Genomic DNA, 26023 nt, shown 5'->3' on the forward strand with positions numbered 1-26023 from the left:
ACACGTTACTTAATGGCTTAAATAACGACAGATGTTTTGTACATTAAAACAGGATATGGGGATTAAGTTGTAAATTTCACTGGGGTTAGAAAATAGCGCCGGGCTCGTTTAACATCTCAATCACGTCCCATATATCCTTTTGGCTATTCTGCTCGTCTGCACAGTCGCGTTCTGTGTCATTATCCATTCTATTTTCTCTAAATACGTTATCTACTCTCTATATAATATTGCGTGGATATGATTAAAAGCAAAATCTACAGAGCATAAACAACGCAGTCTGTATGTGAAAATGTACAAGATAAAATTAGGAGATTGTCAAATTATGGCGTCCCCACCGCGACTCGAACGCAGATCTAAAGCTTAGGAGGCTCTTGTTTTATCCAGTTAAACTATGGGGACTTGCCCTTCGATTATACCCACCTAAGCCAAATACGGAACCCTGGATTTAGGATAATTACCCCGTTGCTTCTAGTGCGTTTATTTTTTCACCACAAAGTCATTTTCCTGGATATTTGCAACCAAACCAGAGTTTTTGTGAATAATGGTTGAAGAGTTTGCAAAGGTATTTTCAACCACAAAAACACCAGGGTAGAGTGAGTACTGAAGGTATTTCTTTCCCTTATTATCCATAACTTCTTTTGCCTGATAAAGCACAAGCTCGTCGCTGTCTTGCAACCCGTTATCTCGCCCTAACGAAATAGAAATAATATTTCCGGCCACATTAACCACTCGCCCTGTTACCGGTTGGCAGGCTGTTGCTTCTTTTAAGTCTTGAATAGCGTCTATCATTAGCTTTTGTGCCGCACGACCATAAGTAGAGTGCCAAAAGTAATTTGAAAACTCATCGATTTGAGCAAATCGGTCAAATGTCCACTGCGCATGTGTACTGTAAGACTTGGTAAAGAGTTTGCCTCCATTGATGCCGTCAAAAACATGAAGAGTCATTCCAAAGTATCTGTCAACACTATCATCGGCCCACGGCGTAAATATAGAGGCTGATTCTCTTTTAATACTCAAGTCGTCAATGGTACCCACTATCACAAATTGAGAGTTTCCTCTTTGTGACAAAGAACGCACGTTTTGTTCGGTAAACTCGCTTTTAAATTTTGCTGTATGCGGTGCAATGTACGACAAGCGAAGCGTATCAGTCGTGTTAGCCATTAAGTCTGCAAAGCGTTTCGTTACCGCTTCATCTAAGTGCCTAATATTGCCCTCGGTAAGTTGTTGTCTATTTGGAATAAGGAAGTGGGTTGTTGCAAAACGCTTGATATCAGATATGGCGGCGCATTGTTGGCTGGCAGGGAAGATATCAGCCCTAATACTCACCGTGAAAACTTCGCCATTGTACCTTTCGTCGATAATTTCTAATTGTTCAACTTCGCCCGTACTGCGAATGGTCATTTCTTCGTTTTCGAGTAATCCATTGGTAAGCTGTTGAACACTTTTGATAGATGCCCCTGAGAAAAGCATGGCTTGTTTGAGGGCTTCTTCAATTGCCTCACGTTTAGCGGTTTCTTTGTCACCATTTAAGATAATCGCTCGCCCTTTCGCCTCATACCACATGGCATGGGATTGCCCACTAAACAAGGCAATAAGGCAAACCAGTGCCACACACACATTGATCAAAATGGCGTAGCCTTTTATCTTTTTACTTTGCATATAAACCTCACGAACGCTGCAAATAATGCATCGCTTTTTTTGTGTTTGACGTTTGTCAACGCTTACTTGCGATGGCTTTGTAGTGACTGCATAAATGACTCAGCAATTCCACAATGTAGTATTGAGTGCTTTTACTCGCTCTTTTACATAAAGCGCTTCTACACAAAAAGGACGCCACGTATTTTGTAATGGCCTTATAACTGCATACATTTATGCTAAAACAATGCCAAGTGAGAGGGGATGCCAGGTGATAGGGGAAAATGTTGCGAAGCGTAATTAAAAAGCACTGAGGAACCTAGAGACGCAGCTTAGTTAAAAGGCGCAGCAGTTCAAAAAGCTCAGCACTAAAAAGAATGAGCCCTGCAAAAGCGCGAGTCGTTAGCACTGTGATTGTACTCTATTGCGATAAACTGTTTTTAAGCAGAGTATAAATAGGTTATTCAAAAAAATGTATTCTCTTGTGAACTACGCACATGATTAGGCACAAGCGTTGCATCGATTAGGCACAAGCCTTGCACATAGAAAAATACAAGCAAAATACAAGCAAAGCACAAGCATAAAAAAATTATCGCAGATATAAGCGTAACGCACATCATCAAGGTTAATGATGACAGAGTGAGCAACTTAGTTAATCGTTACGTGTGATATCAGGAATAGGAAAGAATGTAATGGGTATTTCAACAAGTGTTGTTAGAGTGAAAGCTGCTTTACTTATGTTTAGTATCATGACGCTCGCGAGCTGTGGTGTCATCGATAAGCATGTTGAGTGGGAAACGGTTGAGCCAGCGTCGTACCCTGTCCTTACCGCCATAGGGTATGCCCCTATCGAATCACAGCAGGGCAGTAATGCTAACGTAAAGCTTTTAATGGCGATGAAAGCGTCAAAACTAGAGGCCTACAGAGAGTTAGCCGAACAGGTTTACGGTCAACGTATCGAAGGCAGCCAATCATTATCTAGTTTAGTTGTTGATAGTGAGTCCTTACGTGCTTCTGTGGATGGCGTAATCAGGGGAGCAAAAATTGTGAAAACTTACCCCGTAGGTGAAGACACGTATGTCACAGAACTTTCTTTGGATATGAAACGTGTGCACGACATATATTTGACGACGGCTAAGCCTCGAAGAGTAAAAGACGTTAAATATTACTAAGCGGCGAAGATAGACTGATTATATTAAAGCGGGACTTCGTGAAGGGTATATTAAATACAGCGGTGTAATTAGCAGCGTTGTAGAAGTTATGTTTAAGCGCTGTCTATAAACGCTATGCGCTCACACCTGAACCAAGGGTACCGCCTTTCGGCTTTCCTTTTTTGTCATACGTAAGCGATTCTTTCGCACGTACTTCCATCATCAGGTTGCGCAGGTGGGTTAAACGAAGCTGACCCTGTTCAACTGCTTTTTGGTTTACCTGAGTACGATACTTACAGTCATCAAGCAAAATTTTAGCCTTATCTGTAAGTGCATCGTCTTCCTCTGTGTAAGACTGACCATTCGCAAACATTGATTCTGCGGTGGCGTCTAACATCTGGATTTCCTCTAGAATCTGGGTTTTTTCATCAAGCAAGGTCATTAACGCTTCGGCATCACGAGAGCTGATAAGATGAAGCTCTCTTTCTAATAGCCCAGAAAGCGCCGTCAGCTGATCCACCTGGCTTCTTAATACCGATGTTAAGTTTTCATGCTGATTCGTCAATTTATTACTCTTATGGTTTATTCGCTTTTTCTGACAGCTAAGCTTCTGTTGTTAACTGTTCGCTGCGAAGTTGGCACGTCTAGTTTGAATAATGTACGCTTTTAGATGGTGGCTTTCAAGTTAGCGCTTTATATCTCGCCGCAAGAGGATTGGCAGAAGCCTTTAGCGCTACTTAGAGCCTTTAGCGTTGCATAGAGCCGTTAGCGATGATACTAAAGCAGCGAAGCTTGGAACCTACGTTATACCCTCACTACTGAGTATTGGTCGTTTCCAAAGCTCTGCGCTATTGCTACCCTGTGCTTTGCGCAAACGCTATTTAGTGCCGAAAATTTCTGCCTCAGCTTTTGCAATCTTACTTGCAAGTACTTCAGGGTTGATTTGGTAATCACCGCTTTGAATTGCTTTTTTCAAACGATCGACCTTTTCCTGATTAACTGGCGCCTCAGTCCCTTTCTTCTGAACTTGGTTCAGCTGCTGGGCCGATTGCGTCAACGAAACAGAATCTTGGCGAGGTGCTGGCGCCGCAGTGGCGGTTTTAGCAGTCGCTTGCTGTTGAGCTTGCTGGGTCTGGTTTTGTTGTGAAACCTTACCATTATCAACGGGATTTTTTGGTAACCCATTGTTTATATTGTTAATAGCCATAATAGTTCCTCACTACCTTTTTACCTCTCTATACGTTATCGGCCGCTGAGACATTTTCTTTAGCCCAAATTAACGTAAAAAGGATAGTTTTCGTACGCCATTATTATAATTGTATCACGACTCTCTCTACGCTGGCGACTCTGGCTATAACTGTCTTTTTTGAGCTCGCATTGAGTACCTGAATGTTATCGCCTACCACGCCATCTTGTTGCGCTATACCGGCGGTTTTTACTTTCATTTTGCCTACCTCGGCAGAGATGGTAATACGATCGCCCTTGCATACAAAACAGAGCATATTTGCCTGGATAGCCTGTCCATTTGTGGCGCGGCGTTTCATACGTGCACCAACTAGCGTTTCAATGTTGGTAAACGTTGTGTAGCGAAGACGTTTAATGTCTACACTCGCCATTTTCAAATTTGATGAGGTTAACACTGTGCCGGGGCTAACCGCGCCATAGGTCACCACAATATCTTTTGTCCTTGATACCTGACCACTGGTGAATAAATACCAATCATTATTTTGACAACTCACCCGCACAGAAATGTACGATTGACGAAGGGCTTCTTCGGACGTGTGATACTGATAGCCCTCGGGGCATTCGGGAATATTTATCCTATCGTCTATTTTAATAATATCGACGTCGATGTTAGTATCCGCCGTATTATCAGCGAGTTGCGATACTAGGTAGTCTTTTGCGCCATTTTCCACAACACGGTGTAAACTGTCTGTCGCAACACATGAAAATGACACTGCACTCGACATAATAAGCGCAATGGCGGCCAATGTTTTCTGTTGTCCTTTGCTATTCAATTTTTTCATTGTGACTTTTCGTGTTCAGTTCGTGAGTTATTGGCTATGCTTAGTAACAAGATGCGGGGTTACCATGACCGAGCTTTCTAATGTCAGTCGCCTTTGAGAGTTGCTTTTAAAAGTTTTAGGCGATACTGTCATTTTTCTGTCGTTTAACCTGCAAAAACCAAGTGTTCTTGTCTATCTTATTGGATAACGCAATGTTCATGCCCAGAATTACCTAGAGGTGACTTATGTCGGGGATTTTAGATTCAGTTAACCAGCGCACGCAGCTTGTGGGGCAGAATCGTTTAGAATTATTATTGTTTAGGCTAAACGGACGTCAGCGCTTTGGCATAAACGTGTTTAAAGTTCGCGAAGTGCTTCAGTGCCCTCCGTTAACTTCCATGCCCAAGCTAAATCCTCTGGTACGGGGAATTGCCCATATACGTGGACAGACAATTTCCGTTATCGATTTAAGCATGGCGACGAAAGGCAGAAAAATAGAAGACCTGTCTAACGCCTTCATCGTAATTGCAGAATATAACCGCTCAGTTCAAGGTTTCTTAGTGGGCGCGGTAGAACGCATCATTAATACTAACTGGGACGCGATAATGCCGCCACCTCAGGGTACCGGGCGCGCAAGTTACCTCACCGCAGTAACGGAAGTTGAGAACGAACTCATTGAAATTCTCGATGTTGAAAAAATACTTAATGAAATTTCTCCGTTGAATGCAGAAGTTAGCTCAGAAGTCGCTGAAGGGTTAACCACCGAAGGGCAAGAAAACAAAATTATTTTTATTGCGGATGATTCCACAGTTGCAAGAAATCAGGTTAAAAAGGCGCTGACTTCATTAGGTCTTGAGATTGAGCTCGCCAAAAATGGTCTTGAGGCGCTTAAGCGTTTAAAAGAAATTGCCGAAGAGTATGGCGATATCACGAAGCGAGTTGGTGTTTTAGTCTCTGATATTGAAATGCCTGAAATGGATGGCTATACGTTAACTGCAGAGATAAAGAACACGCCTGAACTGCAAAAGCTTCATGTTGTCCTTCACACCTCGTTAAGTGGCGTATTCAATCAGGCTATGGTTCAGAAGGTGGGCGCCGATGACTTTATCGCAAAATTCCACCCTGACGAATTAGCGACCGCAGTGCAAAAATGGCTAATGACTGAATGCGAATAACGGAGCACCAAAGGATTGATTAATAAAGAGGTTTCGCCAGAGGGCTACCTAAAGTTTAGGCAGTTTTTAGAAAAGCAGTGTGGAATAGTGCTTGGCGAAAACAAGCAGTATTTAGTACGAAGTCGACTGGCGTCTTTACTGTATAAATACAGCTATAGCTCTGCAGATGAATTGATTAATGTGGTTGTGCGCGGTCACGATCGCGGATTGCTGCAAAGCGTGATCGATGCCATGACGACAAATGAAACCTTATGGTTTCGCGATAACTACCCCTTTGATCTTCTTGTAAAAGATTTGCTTCCTGATTTGGCCAAAACCAATAGAAATATCAAAATCTGGAGTGCGGCTTGCTCCTCAGGTCAAGAACCCTACTCAATAGCAATGGCAATTTTAGAGTTTCAGCGACAGCGTCCTGGCATCTTGAGAGGAGGTGTTGATATTGTGGCGACAGATTTGTCATCTGAAATGCTGTCTAAATGCGAGCTCGGTGTTTACGATGAACTATCTCTAGCGCGAGGACTTTCTCCGCAGCGCAGACAAACGTTTTTCCAGCAGCACGAAATGGGGCGAATGCAGATAAAGCCAGAAGTGCGTCGCATGGTGACGTTTAAAAGTTTTAACCTGTTGTCGAGCTATGCCGCCCTCGGCCGGTTTGATATTGTGTTTTGCCGTAACGTACTCATTTATTTCTCTGCAGACGTAAAGCAGCGGATACTGCAACAAATTGCCGGTCAGCTGCAGCCAAAAGGCGTTCTTTTCCTTGGCGCTTCTGAATCCATAAGTTCAGCCAGCGACACTTACTCTATGGTTAAATGCCAACCTGGCCTTTATTACCAAAAACGGTAGGGCAGTAACAAAGTAAATTAGGGTAGTTTGAAAGCTGAATTTTAAAGGCTTTTTCATTACCCGCTCCTCTTATTCCGCAAAATATCAAACGTCAAAATCCAAACTGGCACTCGCCTTGCTAACTATTTCACTAGAAGGTAATTAATACCATTCTGATGGCACAACACGCATCAGAAGGTGGTGAAAAGTTAGGGGTCATAGTCAATGGCGATCAATCTAGATAAGTTAGTAGGGTTCCACGAATCAGCGCTTAAGATCCGCACTGAGCGGATGGAAGTCATCTCTGGCAATCTAGCGAACGCTAACACTCCTGGCTACAAAGCAAAAGACATCGACTTTAACAAAGCTATGCAGTCAGCCCTGAACGAAGGTGTTCAGGGTAAACATAAAAGCACTGGTGGATTAGTTCGTACCAATGAACGCCACCTAAGCGGCAATCCTTCGTCAGTCGCGGCAAATTTTGACATGCAATACCGTATCCCTAATCAACCTGATACCGGTGATGGCAATACTGTTGAAGTTCAGTCTGAAAGGAATCGCTTCCTAGATAACGGACTTCGCTACCAAGCGAGTTTGCAGTTCTTAAACGGAAAGATTAAAGGTATGAAAAAAGCACTAGGCTCTGGAGGGCAGTAGCAATGGGTTTATTTAACGTTATGCAGATATCAAGCACGGGTATGGAGGCGGAAAATGTTCGCCTTAACACCACGGCTAGTAATATCGCAAATGCAAATTCAGTGAGCAGCAGCTACGAAGAGACCTATCGTGCACGCCACCCCGTGTTTGCATCAGCATTGCAAGATGCAATGAGCGACCAATCAAAAGGTGTGGGAGTTCAGGTTAAAGGCATCGTGGAAAGCGACGCGCCTTTACAAGTTGAGTATTCGCCCAACAACCCTATGGCTGATGCTGAAGGCTACATTTACAAGCCAAATGTGAATATCGTCGAAGAAATGGCAAACATGATGTCGGCATCTAAAGCTTACGAAACAAACGTTCAAGTGGCTGACACCACGAAGCGTATTTTCCGCCGAGTATTGCAATTAGGGCAAGGGCAATAATGCGCGGTTGGGTTAATGTGAGGACAAACCAGTGAACACAATTAATAACACCGGCTTAAATACCGACCTCTACTGGCAAGAGGAAACGGTGAAAATAGCTGACGGTACGGAGCAGCAGCTTTCACAAGAAGATTTCTTCTCGATGCTGACAGAGCAGCTTGCTAATCAGGATCCAACAAAGCCAGTAGACAACGACCAAATGGTCGCCCAAATGACATCGTTTACTATGGCTGATGGTATCTCTCAGCTAAACGAAAAGTTTGAAACGTTTGCGTCGTCAATGACGTCGAATCAGGCGCTTCAGGCTTCCAGCTTGATTGGTCAGAACGTGCTTGTTCAAGGCAACGTTGGTTTCAAAGGCAGCGACGGTGAAGGAATATCTGGCGTCGTTGTAAATGAAGGCACTGTCCAGAATATGACGATAAGCATCGAGAACCAGTTTGGTGAGGTTGTCAAAACTATCAATGCGGGCACGCAAACTGCGGGTAATATCGAGTTTGAGTGGGATGGGAAAGATCAGCAGGGCAACCTCATGCGTGCCGGTGAATATGTAATAAGCGCCACTGGCGAATTAAACGGCGAGGGTGTACAGCTGAACACAGCGGTCAATCGTCATGTAGGTAGCGTAAGCTTGGCTGGAAGCGGTCAAGGTGTCATTTTGAATTTGGATGGTGATGTCAGTATTAATCTTGACGACGTCATTCAAATCGGCAGTTAGTAGGGGAATTAATAATGTCTTTTAATATTGCACTGAGCGGTGTATCAGCCGCGCAAAAAGATTTGGATGTAACCGCCAATAACATTGCAAACGTCAACACGGTTGGCTTCAAAGAATCACGGGCAGAGTTTGGTGACGTGTACGCTGCATCACTACTCGCAGGTGGTAAAACCAAAGTGGGTGATGGTGTGCTTACCCAAGAAGTTGCTCAGCAATTTTCACAAGGTAGTCTTCAGTTCACCAATACATCACTGGATCTTGCAATAACCGGTAACGGTTTCTTTGCTACGGTTCCTGAAATAACCTCGCGAGATTTCTCATTCACTCGTGCAGGTCAATTTAAGTTGGACGACGATAATTTTGTTGTTAACAGCGCGGGCGATAATCTACTTGGATTCCCAGTTAATAATGACGGAACAAGCGCTTCTGTTGCCTTGAGTACCACTGAACCTGTTCGTATTCCTGATTCATCAGGTTCACCTCAGCAGACGTCTGAAGTTGATATTCGAATGAACCTACCTGCGGGCGATGTGGGTTTAGATCCACAGGACTTTGACCCAGAAGATCCCCTTACCTACAACGCAGCAACCTCTGTAACAGTGTATGACTCGTTAGGTGATAGTCATGTAATGACGTATTACTTTATAAAGGACAATGCACCTACTGCAGATAACGAGTGGTATGTGGCAACAGCGGTTGATGATACGCTGGTGGACATGACCGATTCTACGGGTGCAGATACCGACCCAGCAACCGCGGTGAATTCCGTTGGCGGAAATACAGGTAATGCAGTATCTGCCTCCAAACTGCTGTTTTCACAAGGTGGTGATTTTAACAGAATGGAGACGCCAGATGGTCTTCCCACGTTAGACTTTAAGATGCAAACTGAGGCGTTGGGCGCGAATATTCTTGCAAACGGTTCTGACCCAACCCAACAAATCAGCATCGATTTTAATCTAGATGTTAACAATGCAACGCCAAACGAACCTACTCAGTTTGCCTCCGCATTTGAGGTAACGTCATTAGAGCAAGATGGCTTGCCAGTGGGCCGTTTGACCGGCATTGATATCGGTCCAGATGGGTTGGTAAGAGCAACCTTCTCAAACGGTACGTCTGAGCCTATTGTCCGTGTTGCGCTAGTTAGATTTTCTAATGAGCAAGGGCTAACGCAGGAAAGTGGTACTCAGTGGAAAGAAAGTATTCTTTCAGGCGAGGCTCTTGCGGGTGAGGCAACAACCGGAACGTTCGGTGAGATAAACTCATCATCACTAGAACAAGCCAACGTTAACTTAACCACTGAGCTTATCGACATGATCATCGCTCAGCGTAATTTCCAGGCCAACTCTCGTGCGTTGGAAGTGAATAACTCGCTTAACCAGACTATCTTGAATATCCGATAGGCGAAGTAGCTTAGCGTGGAAAAATAGAGCTCGTAAAATTAAAGCCGCAGATACTATCTGCGGCTTTTTATTACTTAAAATCAGAGCGTTAACTCTATATCCTTACCCTAGTCAAAATCATCGCTCTAACTCCCACCATTCTGGCACTACCTTTGCAATCTTTGTATATGGTTTGAACAGAGTCAAAAGTCAGTCATGGATAAACTTCTCTATATTGCAGCAAGCGGTGCGTCTCAAGACCTTATGGCGACAGGTATTCGCTCGAATAACTTGGCCAACGCCCAAACGACAGGATTTAGAGCTCAGCTAGAGCAAGCACGAGCAATGCCGGCCTACGGCGAAGGTTTGCCTACCCGCGTTTTTTCAATGACTGAAAGCCCGTCTAATAATTACGAGTCTGGTCCTATGATTAAAACAGACCGTGATTTAGATGTGGCAATTCAAGGTGACGGTTGGTTTGCTGTTCAAGGCGACGACGGTCAAGAGGCCTATTCACGCAACGGAAACTTTAAATTAAGCACCGACGGAATTTTGACAGACGTTAACGGTCGCGCAGTGTTAGGGGATAACGGTCCGCTTTTTTTGCCAGTCCCTCTCGATAATCTGACCATTGCTGCGGACGGAACACTGTCGATGAGACAAGTTGGCGCACCGGCTAATGTGATAGAGACGGTTGGCAGATTAAAGCTAGTAAGCCCTAACTATTCGGATATGGAGCGTGGCACTGATGGTTTATTTCATATGAAAGACCGCTCGGTGGCAGACCCATCAGCTAATGTAAAAGTGATGTCGGGCATGCTTGAAGGCTCTAACGTAAACGCCGTTGAAGAAATGGTAGATATGATCAGTTTACAGCGTCATTACGAGCTACAGGTAAAAGTCATGAAGCAAGCGGAGGAGCTCGATACCCGCGGCAATTCGATGTTGAGAATTTTGTAATAGCAGATTTCAATTTTTGCTTGATATTTTCTTTAAAATTTTTCTTTAACAGCAATACGTATCGTCGTGTTGTTTGGAGGTTAACATGCATCCAGCATTGTGGATTAGTAAAACCGGATTAGATGCCGCACAAACTGACGTGGCAGTGGTTTCTAACAACTTAGCGAATGCCTCAACGGTAGGATTTAAGAAAGATCGCGCCGTATTTGAAGATTTGCTTTATCAAAACATCAACCAACCAGGTGGCAGGTCGTCTGCAGATACTGAACTGCCTTCAGGCCTTATGCTGGGCTCTGGTTCGAAAGTAGTGTCTACGCAAAAAGCCCACACTCAAGGCAATCTGCTAACCACTGACAACGCACTTGATTTATCTATTCAAGGGCGCGGCTACTTTGAGATTTTACAGCCTGACGGCACAACGGCCTACAGTAGAAATGGTCAGTTTAGTTTAAACGATCAGGGTCAAATTGTGACCTCTGGCGCGGGTTATTTACTGCAGCCTCAGATAACCATACCACCTGATGCACAGCAAATTACTATCTCTCAAGACGGGCAAGTAAGCGTGAGCATCAGGGGGCAGGCTCAGCCTCAGCAGCTAGGACAAATTAATATTGCCGATTTTGTTAACCCAACAGGCCTGCAGCCAATTGGTCAGAATCTGTATTCAGAAACCGTGTCTAGCGGGTTTCCTAACCGAGGTGTTCCAGGTCTTCAGGGCCTAGGAATGTTAGCACAGGGCGCGCTGGAAACATCGAACGTCAACGTAACGGAAGAGCTCGTTAATTTGATTGAAAGTCAGCGACTTTACGAAATGAACTCCAAAGTTATCTCATCAGTTGACCAAATGCTGGGTCAAGTCATTCAGCAGCTGTAGGAGTGTTTACTATGTATCGTTTCGGTTATTTTTTTACTGCGCTAGTTGCTTTATCAGTGGTCTCAGGGTGCGAGAGCACGCCTGATACACCGGTACAGGCAAACGATCCTTTTTATGCGCCAATCATTCCTGATTATCCCAGAGAAACGATCATTGAAGACGGTTCACTATTTCGCGGTCATTTAGCAAGAAGCCTTTATTCTGATGTCACTGCACGTCAAGTGGGCGACATCATCACCGTTACGCTAAGTGAAAATACGGCGGCAACTAAGTCTGCAAACACGACTACATCAAGAGAAACTTCTGCCGAGCTTGACCCTATTATTGGGTTAGGGGGTAACGCGGTAAATATAGGTCGTGAATCCATACAGCTTGGTATTGATGGCTCAAACGATTTTGCCGGTGATGCTGCAGCTAACCAAACAAACAGCCTTCAGGGAAGTATCTCTGTCACCGTTGTGGATGTTTTACCAAACAGCAATCTTGTGGTGCGGGGTGAGAAGTGGATGACCTTAAATCACGGCGATGAATATATTCGATTAACTGGAATAGTTCGACCGCTCGATATCGACCCAGACAATCAGGTTGAATCTACGCGTATAGCAAACGCGCGCATTCAATATAGTGGTACTGGATCATTTGCCAATGCACAAGAGAAGGGATGGCTAGGTAAGTTTTTCTCTTCTACTTGGTGGCCGCTATAAATGATGGGGTTTCTTATGCGTGCTTTAACATGTTTATTGGTTGCTTTATGCCTTTCAGGCGCAGCCAATGCTCAAAGGATCAAAGACGTAGCATCTATTCAAGGTGTGCGTTCTAACCAATTGATAGGTTATGGGCTGGTGGTTGGTTTACCCGGAACAGGCGAGCAGAACCCGTTTACTGAACAAAGTTTTAGAACCATGCTCGCCAATTTTGGTATTCGCTTAGGTGCCGACGTGCGACCTAATGTTCGAAATGTTGCGGCCGTTGCAGTGCATGCGGAGCTTCCTGCATTTAGCAAGCCCGGACAAACAATTGACGTCACCGTTTCTTCGGTGGGCGAAGCGAAAAGCCTTCAAGGCGGCTCTCTATTACAAACCTTTCTTCGCGGGGTGAATGGCGAAGTATATGCCGTGGCCCAGGGAAGTTTGGTGGTCAGTGGTTTTGGTGCAGAAGGTGGCGATGGCTCTCGAATAGTGGTTAATACACCTACGGTAGGACGTATTCCAAACGGCGCCATGGTAGAAAGAGAAGTGCCAAGTGGTTTTGCAAACGGTGATTCGTTAACGCTTAACCTTCACTATCCTGATTTTACTACAGCGAAATCGCTGGCAGATACCATAAATGAACGCTTAGGTGCGCAACCAGAAAATGGCTATGTCATTGCTACACCCATTGATGCTGCCTCTGTTCGAGTATCGGCTCCCCGAGATGCAGGACAGCGTGTAGGCTTTCTCGCCACATTAGAAAACTTTGAATTTACGCCTGCCGAGGCTCCTGCTCGTGTCGTTATTAACAGCAGGACCGGCACTATTGTCATCGGCAGCGAGGTACGTCTTCTTCCTGCCGCGATAACGCACGGAGGGCTAACTGTCACTATTTCAGAGAACCAGCAGGTTGCCCAGCCAAACGCTTTTGCAGACGGCGAAACCGTGGTTACCACGCAATCTATCGTTGACGTAGATTTGGCCGACAGCCGAATGTTTAAGTTTGAGCCAGGAGTAACACTTGACCAATTAGTGCGTGCGGTAAATGAAGTAGGCGCAGCACCAGGCGATTTAATGGCAATCCTTGAGGCATTAAGGCAGGCCGGCGCATTACGCGGCGAACTGGTTATTATTTAGGGGCTTACGGTAATGGACGCACTCAGCACAAAAGGCCAGCTTGATATGGCGCGCAACGTTCACGATATGGGCAGCATCAACAAGATGCGCGAAGCCATAGCGTCGGGCGATGAGACTGTATTGCAAGAAGCAGCAGAGCAGTTCGAAGCGATTTTTGTACAGATGATGCTTAAGTCCATGCGTAAAGCTCAAGACGCATTAGCCGACGAAGACAGCCCGTTTAATTCACAGCAAGTAAAGTTTTATCGCGATATGCACGACCAACAGCTAGCCACGGATTTGACCGCTGGCGGCGGGATGGGTCTTGCCGATGTGATTGTGAAGCAGCTTGGCCAAACCGAAGAAAGCTATACGCCAGCTAGCGTTATACGCAGCGACGGCAATTTATCTTCGCTTAATCAACACCGCGCTGAGTCCATATCTCAGGCACAAAATGTAGCGTTATCCTCGCACGCTATGGGCAGCAAAAGTGCTCATAAGGAAGCGATGTTCGATAGTCCTGAGCAATTCGTTGAGTCACTTATGCCACATGCTGAAAAAATAGCTGAAAAGTATGGCATGGATGCAAAAGCGATAGTGTCGCAAGCTGCGGTTGAAACAGGTTGGGGGAAATTTGTTATTCACTCAGCCGACGGTAAAAGCTCCCACAACCTATTTGGAATAAAAGCAAATAGCGAGTGGAAAGGAGAGCAGGCCGTTGTTGACACGCTTGAATTCAACGGTTTGGTTCCACAGAAACAAAAAGCAGCGTTTAGAGCATACAGCTCTATTGAGGATGCAATGGATGACTATGGGCGATTTATTGCTACGCAGCCACGCTACAGTGACGCAGTGAAAGCTGCAGGTAATGCCACAGAATATACCCAAGAATTGCAGAACGCAGGTTATGCAACCGACCCACATTACGCCAATAAGATCATGTCTGTTTACAACAGCGATAGACTTAATGCGCTGATACCGCAGAGATAGGGGAGGCATACACCATGAGTTCAGTTGACTTATTTTCTCTTGCAACCAGTGGCGTTAATGCCAGTGGAAAGTTGCTGCAAACAACCAGTAACAACATTGCCAATGTAAATACGCCTGGGTATGTCCGCGAGCGCACAGAGCTGAATAACAGCCAAGTGTTTGGTGTTGAAATTGGCAATACAGAAAGAATTATCAACGTGTTTGCGCAAAATCAACTTCGTCGCGACATAACCGCGGTTGGAGAGCTTGAGGCATTTTCATCAAAAACCACGGCTATCGATAATTTGCTTGCGGGTGATGCAAACTCTATTTCAAAAGGGATGAGCGAATACTTTTCTGCGCTACAGACTGCTGCTGACGACCCAACAAACTTAGCGTCTCGAGAGCAAGTACTTGGCAAGTCAGAGTCCTTGTTTCAGCGTATGAGAACCCTGTCTGACTACATGATTGAAAAAGAGGAGGAGCTTAACTTAGAGTTTACTTCTTTGATTAATCGCGCAAATACCCTTATTGGCAATATCGGTGATTTAAACCGAAATATTGTTATTGCTAATGGAAACAGTACAGCCGATCAGCCATCAGCACTGCTCAATGAGAGAGACAAAGCGGTTGATGAGTTATCGTCAATTATGGGGATTAATGTTAAGGAAAGTCAGACACAAAACGGTGCGGTTACCATTAACTTAACCTCTGGTGAATCCTTGGTGTTGGAAAACGGCGCGTTTAACTTATTTGAAGTTAACACCGATGCTGACCTGTCGTTAAAGCAGTTAACTCTTGAAACAAACTTTGGCTCGCAAACAAAAGCCGACGCGTCACTGCGAATTCAGGAAAGTGATTTGGGCGGTGCACTTGGCGGACTATTCGGCTACCGAAACGAAGTGCTTGGCCCCACAATGCGAGACGTTGGTCAGCTGTCTATCGCTTTCGCTGACGCGATGAACGAGCAGAATAAGTTAGGTATGGACCTAGACGGCCAGCTAGGAAGTAATATTTTCGATATCCCGTCATTTCGCGGCTTAGCGTACTCAGACACTAATGGTGATTATGTAGTCACAGCACAAGTTACCGAAGGTATGGGCGCAGAATTAACAGATGCAGATTACAAAATTGAAGTAACTGCAGTTTCCGGTGGAGCGCCTAGTGAGCTGGAAATTACGTTTTTAAATGCAGACGGAACACCAAAGAAAGATGGCTCTGGTAACGATATCGTGTTTTCAAACTTTCCTGTTTCCTCTGGCTTTAACGAGCTGCCAGGTGGAATTGAAGTAGATTTCGCAGGAACATCTAGCTACACGGTAGGTAACGAATTCCTCATACAGCCTACAAAAACCATAGCGTCAAAAATCGATTTCAGCACAATGCGACCAGAAGATTTGGCGTTTGCAACACCCGTTCGCGGTCAAGCCGACAGTACAAACTTAGGTGATGCGAGTGTGGTGAATGTAGCCGTATCTAATACTACGCTGGGTACTGGTATCGACCGCTCTGCCTTTGATGGTGCCGGTGGTATTGATACGGGGGCGCCCGCTCAAATTGTATTCACTGCCCCAGACACGTTTGATGTTGTTGATGGAACTGGTGCCGTCATGGCAAGCGTTACCGGAACAACCGATTTAAACAACCTCATTGAACAGGCAAAAAATAGCGGTACGTGGCCAGCGGGACTAAGCGGTCTTACTGATTACCCTGGCTACGATATAAGTTTAGACGGCGTTCCAAGAGCCGGTGATAGCTTTTCGCTCGCTTATAATACTGACGGTTTTAACGATAACAGCAATGCCCTTAATCTTGCGGCCTTACAAAATGAGAACTTAGTTCAGGTGAGCAGTGAAGCCACAAATACACCACGTACATTTCAAGATGCCTATGCGTCAATGGTAGGTCGCATCGGTGAAGATGCTGCGATGGCCAAAGTGTCGTTGGCGTCGGCTGAAGCTATGCAGGTGCAATCAGAAAACTGGTTTCAGTCCGTCTCCGGAGTGAGTTTGGATGAAGAGGCTGCCAACTTGATTAAGTATCAGCAAAGTTACGCCGCGGCGGCTCGTATTCTTACCACCGCACAAGAACTGTTTAACACTATTCTCCAGTCAGCGAGGTAGTTAATAAATGCGCATAACTACAAATCAAATTTACGATCAAAACGTTCGTTCAATTATGAATAATCAGACCGAGCTGTCTAAGACTCAAGAGCAACTTGCGTCAGGTAAGCGAATTATTGCTCCTAGTGACGACCCTGTTGGCGCAGCAAAGGTACTACGTTTAACCGAGGAAGTGGACGAGCTTACTCAATTTCAGCGCAACAACGACCTAGTGACAGGGTCTTTAGAGCAGCAAGAAGCAGTATTGACGAATATCACCAATTCTATCAACCGTGCTAGAACGTTGGTTGTTCAATCAGGCAACGGTATTTTAGCCGACCCTGATAAACGGGCCATTGGTGCGGAGCTAGAACAGATAAAATTAGAAGTTTTAGATTTGATGAACACGCAAGATGCCGACGGAAATTACCTCTATGCAGGTTATCAGTCTGGCAATCAGGCGTTTTCCTTTAATCCTGCATCTACAGGTAATGCCGTTTCTTTTGCCGGTGATGCCGGTGTCAGTTTTATCCAGCTTTCAAATAGCTCGAAAATTCAGTCAACCAGCAATGGTTATGATGTGTTTGAAAACGTGCTTTCTCGTTTTAAATTTTCAGTAACAGGAAGTGCTGTAGGCAATTTAGAAAGCGCAACGGTAAAAGAGCAGGGAACATTCGATACGTTTTTTGATAAAAACTTTGACCCTGTGAATGCAGCTAACAATAACTATCGGGTGAATTTCTTGGCCGGTGGACAAGCCGAACTTGTTAATCAAGGTACGGGCGCGGTAGTGGATACGGTAGGCTTTACATCGGGTCAACCTTTTACCATAAAAGGCATGCAGTTTGAGGCTACTGCCGTTGCCGGCAACAGTATAGATTTCTCTCTGGATACGCCAGAAAAGAAAAGCATGGCTCAGGCAATTCATGAGATTCAAGAGATTCTGCTAGACAGCACCATTGATAACGGCGCACTGCAAGAGTCTATTGCCGATGCATTGGTAGGGCTAGATAACGGCTTAGAGCGAATTTCTCTAGAACGGGCGTCCATCGGCAGTCGACTTAACATTGCAGAATCATCGTACGAAACTAATCTGGATATGGAAATTGCAGCTAAAGCAGCGCGCTCATCCATTCAAGATGTAGATTACGCTGAAGCGTCGACTAAATTTGCTCAACAAGAGACGGCGCTAAATGCGGCCCTTGCTACATTCCCAAAAATAACCAACTTGTCTTTATTTAACTTTATTTAAGCTGAGCTGAATAGGTTATTGACGCGGGTTTACATGCTCAATTTAGCAAGGTAAACCCGCGCTTCTTCATCGCAATGACTCGAATAATAAGATACGTAAAGAATATCGTTATCAAGTACCAAACCTGGATAACTAGTATCACCGCCACTTGGAAGAGTAATCAGTTCAGTGAGCTTCTTTGATTGAACATCAAAATGCCATAATCTTGTACTGAAAATATCGTCCTCCCATTCAACGTGTCTACCTGCCACAACAAAATTCCCATCTTCCAACATAACTGCTGCTGGTCCGCCGATGTAAATGTCTAAATCATACCAGTCCCAGTTTGTGTAGGGAGGACTTGCGTATCCAAATTGAGCGCTGTATGTGTCGGCATCTCGGCGTAAAAAGACGCTCGCATTACCCTGTTCGTCAAAGAGAAGCGCACTTTCATTGGGGTAACCCTTGTCTGATTTTTCAAGTCCAAATACATTGTCTTGATAGCATGTCATTGAGTTTAAAGGATTACCCCTATACAAGCTTATAGATTGAGCTTTGCGATTATAGGCAAACCCGTATGCCGTTGTTTTAAACCAATCGCAATTCCAAATCCACCACGCGTCATCGCCAAAATAGTGTGGTCCATTCCAGGATAATCCTGTGTCAGAGCTATAGCTCACCATATGACGTGAAAGGCTACTGTCTTCTAAAACAGTTTTAGCATAAGCGGTGATGATAAGACGTTTGCCATCGAAAGAAAGTTTTGGATCTCGAAGATCTGTGCCTGGTATTTTTAATGCCCAAGAATTGAATGGCTTCAATGTTTTTTTATCTATTCGTACAACGATAATTCTGCCGTTTGGACTGACATGGGTATCAGCCTCGCGGTAGGTGCAAAATAGCGACGCAAAAGATATATCAAAAGGATCTTCGCATAAATCAGTAAAGGCAGCATGAGATGCGGGCGCTGATATCTGAGTGACCTCAAGTATTTTCAATTTATCCAGCACTAAAAATCTCCTATTAAAATCCGATAGTTACGGCGCTTAACTCAGGCAATAAGCGGCAATATGTTACCGCTAATCGGCAATAATCGTAATTTTTTCTAAAGGGAAGTTACATATTGTCGATACAGTTTCTGAGAGAGCCAGTTCATCAATTACCCCTCAGGTGTTGATGACTACTAAAACAAAACGTCGGAAAACCCGACAGCCAGCCCACGCTGGACTGAGAGTGTAGGAGAGACTTTATGTCTATGTTCGTCAATACCAATGTATCATCATTGAATGCACAGCGTCAGTTATTCGATGTTAGTAATTCTTTGAATACGTCATTTGAGCGTTTGTCTTCAGGTTTCCGTATCAACAGCGCTGCTGATGATGCCGCAGGCCTTCAGATAACCGATAGAATGACATCACAAGTTCAAGGTCTTAACCAAGCGGTTCGAAATGCAAACGATGCGATCTCACTATCGCAAACTGCAGAGGGTGCGCTATCTGAGACTACCACCGCGCTTCAGCGCATTCGTACTCTAGCAGTACAATCGCAAAACGGAATTAACAGTTCTGCAGACCGTGTAGCACTTCAAAAAGAAGTGTCTGCACTGCGTACTGAAATTTCACGAATATCTACAACGACTCAGTTCGCCGGTGTAGATATTCTATCTGGTGATTTTTCTGCTAAGTTTTTGGTTGGAGCTAATGCAGGGCAAACAATATCCGTAAACCTTTCTTCTGGAACATTGGCGAGAGCAGGCGTGAGCGGATTTAGTGCTACTGGTCTTGGAATTACTACCGACGATGTTCTAAGCAATGGTAATGCATCAGCAATGCTTGCAAGCGTTGACACAGCAATATCAGCGGTAGGTGGATTACGTGCTGATTTAGGTGCGCTTCAAAACCGTTTCCAATCAACTATTCGTAACCTTAGCAACATTTCTGAAAATGTTTCTGCTGCACGTTCACAAATAAAGGATACGGACTTTGCAACTGAAACCGCTAATTTAACCCGTAATCAGATACTGCAGCAGGCAAGTACAACTGTATTGTCTCAGGCGAATCAGCGCCCACAGGCAGCGTTACAGCTTCTAGGATAAGCTTTCTAAGCCATAGACTACGGCGAGGATGAAGCCAGGGGGTAGTGACCCAGTGCTTGTTATCTATTTAAATGGCCAGTAATTGAATGTATTTCAATTTACTGGCTTTTTTGTATCTAAAGTATTTAGATGTTGCCGAATACTTTTTCCTCATTCTGCTTTCTATTACTTTCACATAGGCTGTTTTATTCACAAAGTCTTAATTTTCCTGCATCTCAATCTCAACTTTATGATTTCAATTGGTTCGTAATGTCATGAAAATCATCGGTTTTTAAAAATTTCACTTTTTTTTCGTCTCAATGGGCAAAAAACGCTAAAGGAAAATCGGTAATAGGACGATAACTATTACAAAGGGGAGATAACGAACGTTTTTACTTCCCAAGTGCTAATAACAACATTAGTAGGGCACTAAGCAAGACCTTTTTTGCGTAAAGTAAATAAAGTAAGTGAAATTAAAGGTTAGGAAAATCAACCTATTAAGATGTTAAAAGTGCAGTTTAAAAAGTTCTAAAGTAATTGTGTTTTAATGTCGATATATAGGAAGGTTTGCTAGAAGGGTTGGAGCTGCTGACAGGCGAGAATGAAGCCAGGAGGTAGTGAGAGGTTTGAGGTTTGGAACATCAATCTCACCAGCCAGCAAAGAGAAGAAAACTTCTCCGTTTAGCAAACTTCATCAGTAGTGTGCCGATGAAGTGTCAGATAAATCTGACTACTTAAATCAAGCACGCACTGTGCCAAGAATTTAATACAACGCGCAAATAATAAAACCAATAGCGCAATCACTCGAAACTGTTAGGAGAGACCCCATGAGTCTATTTGTAAATACCAACGTGTCATCATTGAATGCACAACGTCAATTATTTAATACCGGAAACAACTTAGATACCGCGTTTGAGCGTCTATCTTCTGGGTTTCGCATAAACAGCGCCGCGGATGATGCAGCGGGCTTGCAAATCACCGACAGAATGACATCGCAGATTCAAGGCTTAAACCAAGCTGTTAGAAATGCGAATGACGGTATCTCGCTAGCGCAGACAGCTGAGGGTGCAATGGCGGAAACTACGACTGCGTTACAACGTATCCGTACGCTTGCAATCCAATCTCAAAACGGCATAAATAGCTCTGCTGACCGCTTAGCGTTGCAAAAAGAAGTATCTGCATTACGTACTGAAATTTCGCGAATTGCGACAACAACCCAGTTTGCTGGTGTGGACGTACTGACAGGAAGCTTTTCTGCCCGATTCTTGGTGGGTGCGAATGCCGGTCAAACTATCTCGGTAAATTTGTCTAGCCAGGCACTAACGCGCGCAGGCGTTCAAGGATTCAGTGCAACAGGTTTAGGTATTACATCCGAAGACGTGTTGACGGAAGCAAATGCTTCAGGTCTATTGTCTTCAGTTGATAGCGCTATATCAGCAATCGGTGGAATTAGAGCTGACTTAGGTGCTCTACAAAATAGATTTCAATCAACTATTCGTAATTTAAGTAATATTTCTGAAAATGTGTCAGCGGCAAGATCTCGCATCAAAGACACTGATTTTGCCACAGAGACGGCAGAACTAACCCGTAATCAGATATTACAGCAGGCAAGTACGACTATCCTATCGCAGGCTAATCAGCGTCCACAGGCTGCATTATCACTACTAGGTTAATCTTTTAAATTAGGCGTAAGTCTGGGAAGGAGTTGAGAGGCCATCCCCTAGAAAGGAATGCGACCGTGAGGTCGCACCTTTAAGAAAGCGCCGACTAACAGGACTGAGAGTGTAGAAGCGTTGGTTGAGAGGCCAGTTTGTCCTACTAAACCCTGCCAGCCGACAGAAACTAATTTTGCTCAATCTCCTAACGTGAGCAAATTGGCCGAGACTTTGTGTCTCGGCCTTTTTTTTATAATCGCCGAAACATCCCACCAATTTCAGACCTCAGTAGAGCAACGCTGAAATCCATTAATATTAAAGCATCTTTGATGCCAACTTAATTTCGAATCCTCATTTAATTTTTTAAGCAGTGAAGCTTCTTTTTAATCATATGCTCTAAACCGCTGTTGCAAGGTTAGCGCCTTGTCTTGCCTGATTTCTTGATGATATCGCCTCATATAAATTCATTTTATCGTCTTTGACAACACTTTTAGCCCAGCAAATGAGCTTAAGAGATCTATTTAAGTATTTTTTTACAAAAGTAAAATTCAATGTAATCAATACTATATATTCTGCTTAGCAATAATTTGAAAAAAAATTTAAAAAAAGGCTAAAGAACCTAAAACCTTGGCCGATACCTATTGTTGAGGGGTAATTTACTTTACTTTTACAAGAGAGGTTAGCAGGCGTAGTGACCCGGCTAATTTGAACTGGATGGATTTGAATGTACTTGTAAGCACATCGAATCTCTAGGAGGTAATCTAATGTCTTTATTTGTAAATACTAATGTGTCGTCGTTAAATGCACAACGTCAGCTTTTTGACGTAAGCGACCGTTTAAACACATCGTTCGAAAGACTTTCATCGGGATTTCGTATAAACAGTGCAGCTGATGATGCGGCAGGTCTTCAAATCTCTGACCGTCTTACATCGCAAGTTCAGGGTCTTAATCAAGCGGTAAGAAATGCGAACGACGCAATTTCTTTATCGCAAACCGCAGAAGGTGCTTTAGGTGAGGTAACAACCAGCCTACAGCGAATCCGTCAGCTTGCAGTACAATCTCAAAACGGTATTAATTCGTCTGCAGACCGTGCAGCACTTCAAAAAGAGGTTTCTGCGCTGCGAACTGAGATTTCTCGTATCGCTACGGATACTCAGTTTGGTAACGTCAACATACTTGATGGAAACTTCTCTGCAAGCTTTTTAGTCGGTGCTAACGCAGGTCAAACGATTTCGGTTAACCTTTCGTCAGGTAACCTTGGCTCAATAAGCGGTTTTAGTGCAACCGGTTTAGGCATTACGACAAATGATGTGTCCACAGCCGCTGGCGCCTCTTCATTACTAGCAGATATTGATGGCGCAATCTCCGGTATCGGGGGAGTGAGAGCAGACCTTGGTGCGCTTCAAAATCGCTTTCAGTCGACAATTCGTAATCTGAGCAACATCAGTGAAAACTTGTCCTCAGCCCGTTCGCAAATACGCGATACAGACTTTGCGGCTGAAACTGCCGAGCTAACTCGAAATCAGATTGTCCAGCAGGCATCGGTTTCAATCCTTAGCCAGGCTAACCAGCGTCCGCAAACAGCACTGTCACTACTTGGATAAGTAGTTAAAAAGTAGCTATAGTTAGTAGGGCGGGTGCTTACATATGATGTAACGCCCGTTTTTCTGGTTTAGGTCAGGAGGTATTACGTGGAAATTCAAAATACCCTGGGTGGTCAAGCTTTTGCATCACCAAATGTAACACCTATTCGGACGGATACTGATGTAAAGAAAGAGTCTTCCGGCAGTGAAAATAAAGAGTTTAATCAGCGAAATAATGATTCTTTAGCATCATTGCAAACTCGTGATTCCTTTTCTATCGAGACGAATAAAGAATTGTCTCAAGCATCTGGATTACAGGCCGATAACGTAAGAAGCACGGAGAATGATAAACAGCTTGATGATGCAATATCAAAAGTCGAGTCATTCCTAAAAGTTCAGAATCGGGATTTAGCGTTTTCTATCGACGAAGAAACCAATCGGTCAATAGTAACGGTTAAAGATTCTCAATCTGGAGACGTAATACGGCAAATTCCTTCCGAAGAGGTGCTAGAACTTGCCGAGCGTATCCAAGAGCTCCAACAGGATGTTGGGAACAGTGTGGGAGTGTTTATCAACAACCAGGTTTAATGAGGTAATACAATGACAATTCAGTCTCTAGGTGTAGGATCGGGGTTAGCCCTTGATGATCTTGTACAGCAGCTTATAACCGCAGAACGTAAACCGAAAGAAGATCGTTTGAATGCGTCGGAAGAGCAAATTGAGGCTGAAATTTCTGGCCTTGGTCAAATTAAGTCGAAACTTTCTGATTTTAAAGATACGGTAGATGACCTTCGAAGCGATAACGGTATCAATGGCCGAGAGCCAACTATCACCAATCCTTCCGAGGATGACGATGTCCTTTCAGCAGAAGCATCCAACTCAGCACTCAGAGGTAGTTACGAGATATCGGTAGAGCAACTTGCCGCGGGTAGTCGTATCACCACCGATGCAGGTGCATTCACATCGAGTAGCGATCCAGTTCTAACGTCGGGCACAGGTTCACTTTCATTTGATGTGGGTGGAGCGGATAGCTTCACAGTAGACGTTACAGCCGGTATGTCCTTAACCGCCCTTCGTGAAAAGATCAATGGTGCTGACGATAACTTTGGCGTAACCGCGAATATTATCGATACAGGCACTGGTGCAGGCCCCCGGCTTGTATTCTCTTCATCTGAAACGGGTGAGGGCAACGATCTTGTCATTACTAACGATACTGGAGTTGCTGAACTTGACCGCCTATCTACAACGGGCGGTACCGCCAGTATCAGTGCGGCAAATATTGAAAGTGCTAAAAATGCTATAGCTTATATAGATGGCATTGAAGTTCAAAGTACTTCTAACGAGTTCGAAAATACAATCCAAAACGTATCCTTTGATGTCAATGAGGTTTCTCCAAAAGACTCCGTTGGCGATTTTTTGACGACTAAGTTGGACATTGGTTTTGACAAAGAAGGTTTGGATAAAAAAATCCGCGACTTTGTTGATAATTACAATGCGTTGATTGATGAAATAGGGACGTTAACTAGCTATGGCGAATCAGAACTTGAAGATGACGGAGCGCTTGCTGGCGACTCACTGCTTCGCGGGATTCAGTCTGGCCTTGCTTCTATAGTTAGCGGGAGTGTGAGTAATTCAGCTCTTGGTAATCTATTTCAGGTTGGCATAGAAGTTGATAGTGACGGTAAGCTGGAAGTAGGTACAACCGATTTTGGTTTAGGGTCTGGTGAAGACAGATTAGAGGATGCACTCGAAGATAACTTTGATGAAATTGCGAAACTGTTCACTGATAAAGACGAAGGTATCGCCACGCGTATGTTCGAATTTGCCAAAGAATATACTTCGTTCAGCGGCCTGATTAGTTTAAGAGAACGAGCGGCAAAGGATAATCGAGACGAAATTCTCGACCAGAGAGAAACGCTGGAGCTACGTATGTTGAGTTTCGAGCAGACGCTTAGAGACAAGTATTTAAACCTTGACCAAACTGTAGCGCGACTAAACCAAACTGGCTCTGCATTATTAGCCTCGTTATAAGTTTAAAGATGTAATCGGAGATAGTATGTCACTTAAGGGTATTAACGCTTATCGTAAAGGCAACTTAAAGCAAGATGTTTCAAGTGCCGATCCTCACAAGCTCACACTGATGTTACTGCAGGGGGCGCTTGACCGTATTGCTTATGCAAAAGGCGCGATGGAGCGCAAAGATCTTATTGTGAAAGCTGACTATATTTCAAAGGCAAGCGCAATAATAATGCACCTAAGAGATACGTTAGACTTAAAGGTGGGCGGTGAAGTTGCTGAAAATATGTTCGCACTTTACAACTACATGGTAGAGCGTCTTGGCGATGCTCATATTAATAACGACTTGAATATGTTGGACGAAGTGTCTAGCCTGTTAACACCAATACGTGATGCATGGGTTTTGATTCCTGAAGATGCCAAGCAGGAAGCTTACGAAACACAGCGCCAAAACCGACAAGCGATTTGAACAAATCAATATTAAATCACGCTAACACCCCACTTTTTCTGCAAGCAGTTAATTCTGAATTAGCTGCTTGTCTATCTACTCCTGGTGAAGATTTTTCAACAGATCGTTTTAGATATCTCTGCGATGTTCGCCACAAAGTAGTTATTCGGGCATTAGCTCGACTTGACCCAGATGTAAGACACTCATTTGCCAAAGAAGAACTTGAGATAAATAACAACTTAGAAAAGCTGGCGCAAGGTTTGCTTCTCAATGCCAAAGACGAAGCTGTGAAATTCTCCCGAGGTCGCTCGGCTGTGAAGAAATATAATAAATAA

At 44.2% G+C, this 26023-nt stretch carries 26 protein-coding genes and 1 tRNA gene; 21 read left to right on the forward strand and 6 right to left on the reverse strand.

What is annotated here, in order from left to right:
• Positions 1-323: 323 nt before the first annotated feature.
• A tRNA-Arg gene (locus tag GTQ48_RS03710) sits at positions 324-399 on the reverse strand.
• Between the two features lie 78 nt (positions 400-477).
• The gene (locus GTQ48_RS03715) at positions 478-1659 is read right to left on the reverse strand and encodes a flagellar assembly protein T N-terminal domain-containing protein (RefSeq protein ID WP_163105228.1); all 1182 of its coding nucleotides are present in this window, start codon (positions 1657-1659) and stop codon (positions 478-480) included.
• Positions 1660-2372: 713 nt separating this feature from the next.
• Between GTQ48_RS03715 and GTQ48_RS03720 the strand changes: the two genes are divergently transcribed.
• Complete coding sequence (locus GTQ48_RS03720; RefSeq protein ID WP_239059996.1) at positions 2373-2807, forward strand: LPP20 family lipoprotein; 435 nt, start codon at positions 2373-2375, stop codon at positions 2805-2807.
• Positions 2808-2919: 112 nt separating this feature from the next.
• Here GTQ48_RS03720 and flgN read toward each other — a convergent pair whose 3' ends face one another.
• The 3 genes from flgN to flgA all read right to left on the reverse strand — a co-directional run bounded on the left by flgN (position 2920) and on the right by flgA (position 4813).
• The gene (flgN, locus tag GTQ48_RS03725) at positions 2920-3351 is read right to left on the reverse strand and encodes a flagellar export chaperone FlgN (protein ID WP_163105230.1); all 432 of its coding nucleotides are present in this window, start codon (positions 3349-3351) and stop codon (positions 2920-2922) included.
• A 312-nt stretch (positions 3352-3663) separates the two neighbouring features.
• Positions 3664-3993, reverse strand: a complete 330-nt coding sequence (gene flgM, locus GTQ48_RS03730) for a flagellar biosynthesis anti-sigma factor FlgM (RefSeq protein ID WP_032094369.1) — start codon at positions 3991-3993, stop codon at positions 3664-3666.
• A 103-nt stretch (positions 3994-4096) separates the two neighbouring features.
• Positions 4097-4813, reverse strand: coding sequence for a flagellar basal body P-ring formation chaperone FlgA (gene flgA / locus GTQ48_RS03735; protein ID WP_163105231.1), 717 nt, complete (start codon positions 4811-4813; stop codon positions 4097-4099).
• Between the two features lie 224 nt (positions 4814-5037).
• On the opposite strand from flgA, the gene GTQ48_RS03740 reads away from it, so the two are divergent.
• The 13 genes from GTQ48_RS03740 (at position 5038) to flgL (ending at position 17933) form a co-directional block, all read left to right on the forward strand.
• A complete protein-coding gene (locus GTQ48_RS03740) occupies positions 5038-5967 on the forward strand; it encodes a chemotaxis protein CheV (RefSeq protein ID WP_032094371.1) in 930 nt (309 codons plus the stop codon).
• 15 nt (positions 5968-5982) lie between these two features.
• Positions 5983-6813 carry a CheR family methyltransferase gene (locus GTQ48_RS03745; protein WP_032094372.1) on the forward strand — a complete coding sequence of 277 codons (831 nt, stop codon included), beginning with the start codon at positions 5983-5985 and terminating at the stop codon, positions 6811-6813.
• Between the two features lie 204 nt (positions 6814-7017).
• Positions 7018-7449 (forward strand): flagellar basal body rod protein FlgB, encoded by a 432-nt coding sequence (gene flgB, locus GTQ48_RS03750; protein WP_163105232.1) that lies wholly within the window; start codon positions 7018-7020, stop codon positions 7447-7449.
• Between the two features lie 2 nt (positions 7450-7451).
• Positions 7452-7874, forward strand: coding sequence for a flagellar basal body rod protein FlgC (gene flgC / locus GTQ48_RS03755; RefSeq protein ID WP_163105233.1), 423 nt, complete (start codon positions 7452-7454; stop codon positions 7872-7874).
• Between the two features lie 31 nt (positions 7875-7905).
• Positions 7906-8592, forward strand: a complete 687-nt coding sequence (locus GTQ48_RS03760; protein WP_163105234.1) for a FlgD immunoglobulin-like domain containing protein — start codon at positions 7906-7908, stop codon at positions 8590-8592.
• A gap of 14 nt (positions 8593-8606) precedes the next feature.
• The gene (gene flgE, locus GTQ48_RS03765) at positions 8607-9992 is read left to right on the forward strand and encodes a flagellar hook protein FlgE (protein WP_163105235.1); all 1386 of its coding nucleotides are present in this window, start codon (positions 8607-8609) and stop codon (positions 9990-9992) included.
• Between the two features lie 195 nt (positions 9993-10187).
• Positions 10188-10931 carry a flagellar basal-body rod protein FlgF gene (flgF, locus tag GTQ48_RS03770; protein ID WP_163105236.1) on the forward strand — a complete coding sequence of 248 codons (744 nt, stop codon included), beginning with the start codon at positions 10188-10190 and terminating at the stop codon, positions 10929-10931.
• Positions 10932-11016: 85 nt separating this feature from the next.
• Complete coding sequence (gene flgG / locus GTQ48_RS03775) at positions 11017-11805, forward strand: flagellar basal-body rod protein FlgG (protein ID WP_032094378.1); 789 nt, start codon at positions 11017-11019, stop codon at positions 11803-11805.
• Positions 11806-11816: 11 nt separating this feature from the next.
• Positions 11817-12509 carry a flagellar basal body L-ring protein FlgH gene (flgH, locus tag GTQ48_RS03780; RefSeq protein WP_163105237.1) on the forward strand — a complete coding sequence of 231 codons (693 nt, stop codon included), beginning with the start codon at positions 11817-11819 and terminating at the stop codon, positions 12507-12509.
• A gap of 15 nt (positions 12510-12524) precedes the next feature.
• Positions 12525-13631, forward strand: a complete 1107-nt coding sequence (locus tag GTQ48_RS03785; protein WP_163105238.1) for a flagellar basal body P-ring protein FlgI — start codon at positions 12525-12527, stop codon at positions 13629-13631.
• Between the two features lie 12 nt (positions 13632-13643).
• A complete protein-coding gene (gene flgJ / locus GTQ48_RS03790) occupies positions 13644-14600 on the forward strand; it encodes a flagellar assembly peptidoglycan hydrolase FlgJ (protein WP_163105239.1) in 957 nt (318 codons plus the stop codon).
• 14 nt (positions 14601-14614) lie between these two features.
• Positions 14615-16702, forward strand: coding sequence for a flagellar hook-associated protein FlgK (gene flgK / locus GTQ48_RS03795; RefSeq protein WP_163105240.1), 2088 nt, complete (start codon positions 14615-14617; stop codon positions 16700-16702).
• Positions 16703-16709: 7 nt separating this feature from the next.
• The gene (flgL, locus tag GTQ48_RS03800) at positions 16710-17933 is read left to right on the forward strand and encodes a flagellar hook-associated protein FlgL (RefSeq protein ID WP_032094382.1); all 1224 of its coding nucleotides are present in this window, start codon (positions 16710-16712) and stop codon (positions 17931-17933) included.
• Positions 17934-17962: 29 nt separating this feature from the next.
• On the opposite strand, the gene GTQ48_RS03805 is transcribed toward flgL, so the two are convergent.
• Positions 17963-18922: a hypothetical protein gene (locus GTQ48_RS03805; protein ID WP_163105241.1), complete on the reverse strand. Its 960-nt coding sequence runs from the start codon at positions 18920-18922 to the stop codon at positions 17963-17965.
• Positions 18923-19161: 239 nt separating this feature from the next.
• Here GTQ48_RS03805 and GTQ48_RS03810 point away from each other — a divergent pair, with 239 nt between their 5' ends.
• The 7 genes from GTQ48_RS03810 to GTQ48_RS03840 all read left to right on the forward strand — a co-directional run bounded on the left by GTQ48_RS03810 (position 19162) and on the right by GTQ48_RS03840 (position 26023).
• Positions 19162-20007: a flagellin N-terminal helical domain-containing protein gene (locus GTQ48_RS03810; protein ID WP_163105242.1), complete on the forward strand. Its 846-nt coding sequence runs from the start codon at positions 19162-19164 to the stop codon at positions 20005-20007.
• 806 nt (positions 20008-20813) lie between these two features.
• Complete coding sequence (locus GTQ48_RS03815; RefSeq protein ID WP_163105243.1) at positions 20814-21659, forward strand: flagellin N-terminal helical domain-containing protein; 846 nt, start codon at positions 20814-20816, stop codon at positions 21657-21659.
• A 746-nt stretch (positions 21660-22405) separates the two neighbouring features.
• A complete protein-coding gene (locus tag GTQ48_RS03820; protein WP_163105244.1) occupies positions 22406-23245 on the forward strand; it encodes a flagellin N-terminal helical domain-containing protein in 840 nt (279 codons plus the stop codon).
• A gap of 87 nt (positions 23246-23332) precedes the next feature.
• Complete coding sequence (locus GTQ48_RS03825) at positions 23333-23812, forward strand: flagellar protein FlaG (RefSeq protein ID WP_163105245.1); 480 nt, start codon at positions 23333-23335, stop codon at positions 23810-23812.
• Between the two features lie 12 nt (positions 23813-23824).
• Positions 23825-25255, forward strand: coding sequence for a flagellar filament capping protein FliD (gene fliD / locus GTQ48_RS03830; RefSeq protein ID WP_163105246.1), 1431 nt, complete (start codon positions 23825-23827; stop codon positions 25253-25255).
• 25 nt (positions 25256-25280) lie between these two features.
• Complete coding sequence (gene fliS, locus GTQ48_RS03835; RefSeq protein WP_163105247.1) at positions 25281-25709, forward strand: flagellar export chaperone FliS; 429 nt, start codon at positions 25281-25283, stop codon at positions 25707-25709.
• Positions 25706-26023: a hypothetical protein gene (locus GTQ48_RS03840; protein WP_163105248.1), complete on the forward strand. Its 318-nt coding sequence runs from the start codon at positions 25706-25708 to the stop codon at positions 26021-26023. The genes fliS and GTQ48_RS03840 overlap by 4 nt, the downstream gene beginning before the upstream one ends.

Origin of the sequence: Alteromonas genovensis, assembly GCF_010500895.1 — a bacterium.
In the GTDB taxonomy this organism is placed as follows: Bacteria; Pseudomonadota; Gammaproteobacteria; order Enterobacterales; family Alteromonadaceae; genus Alteromonas; species Alteromonas genovensis.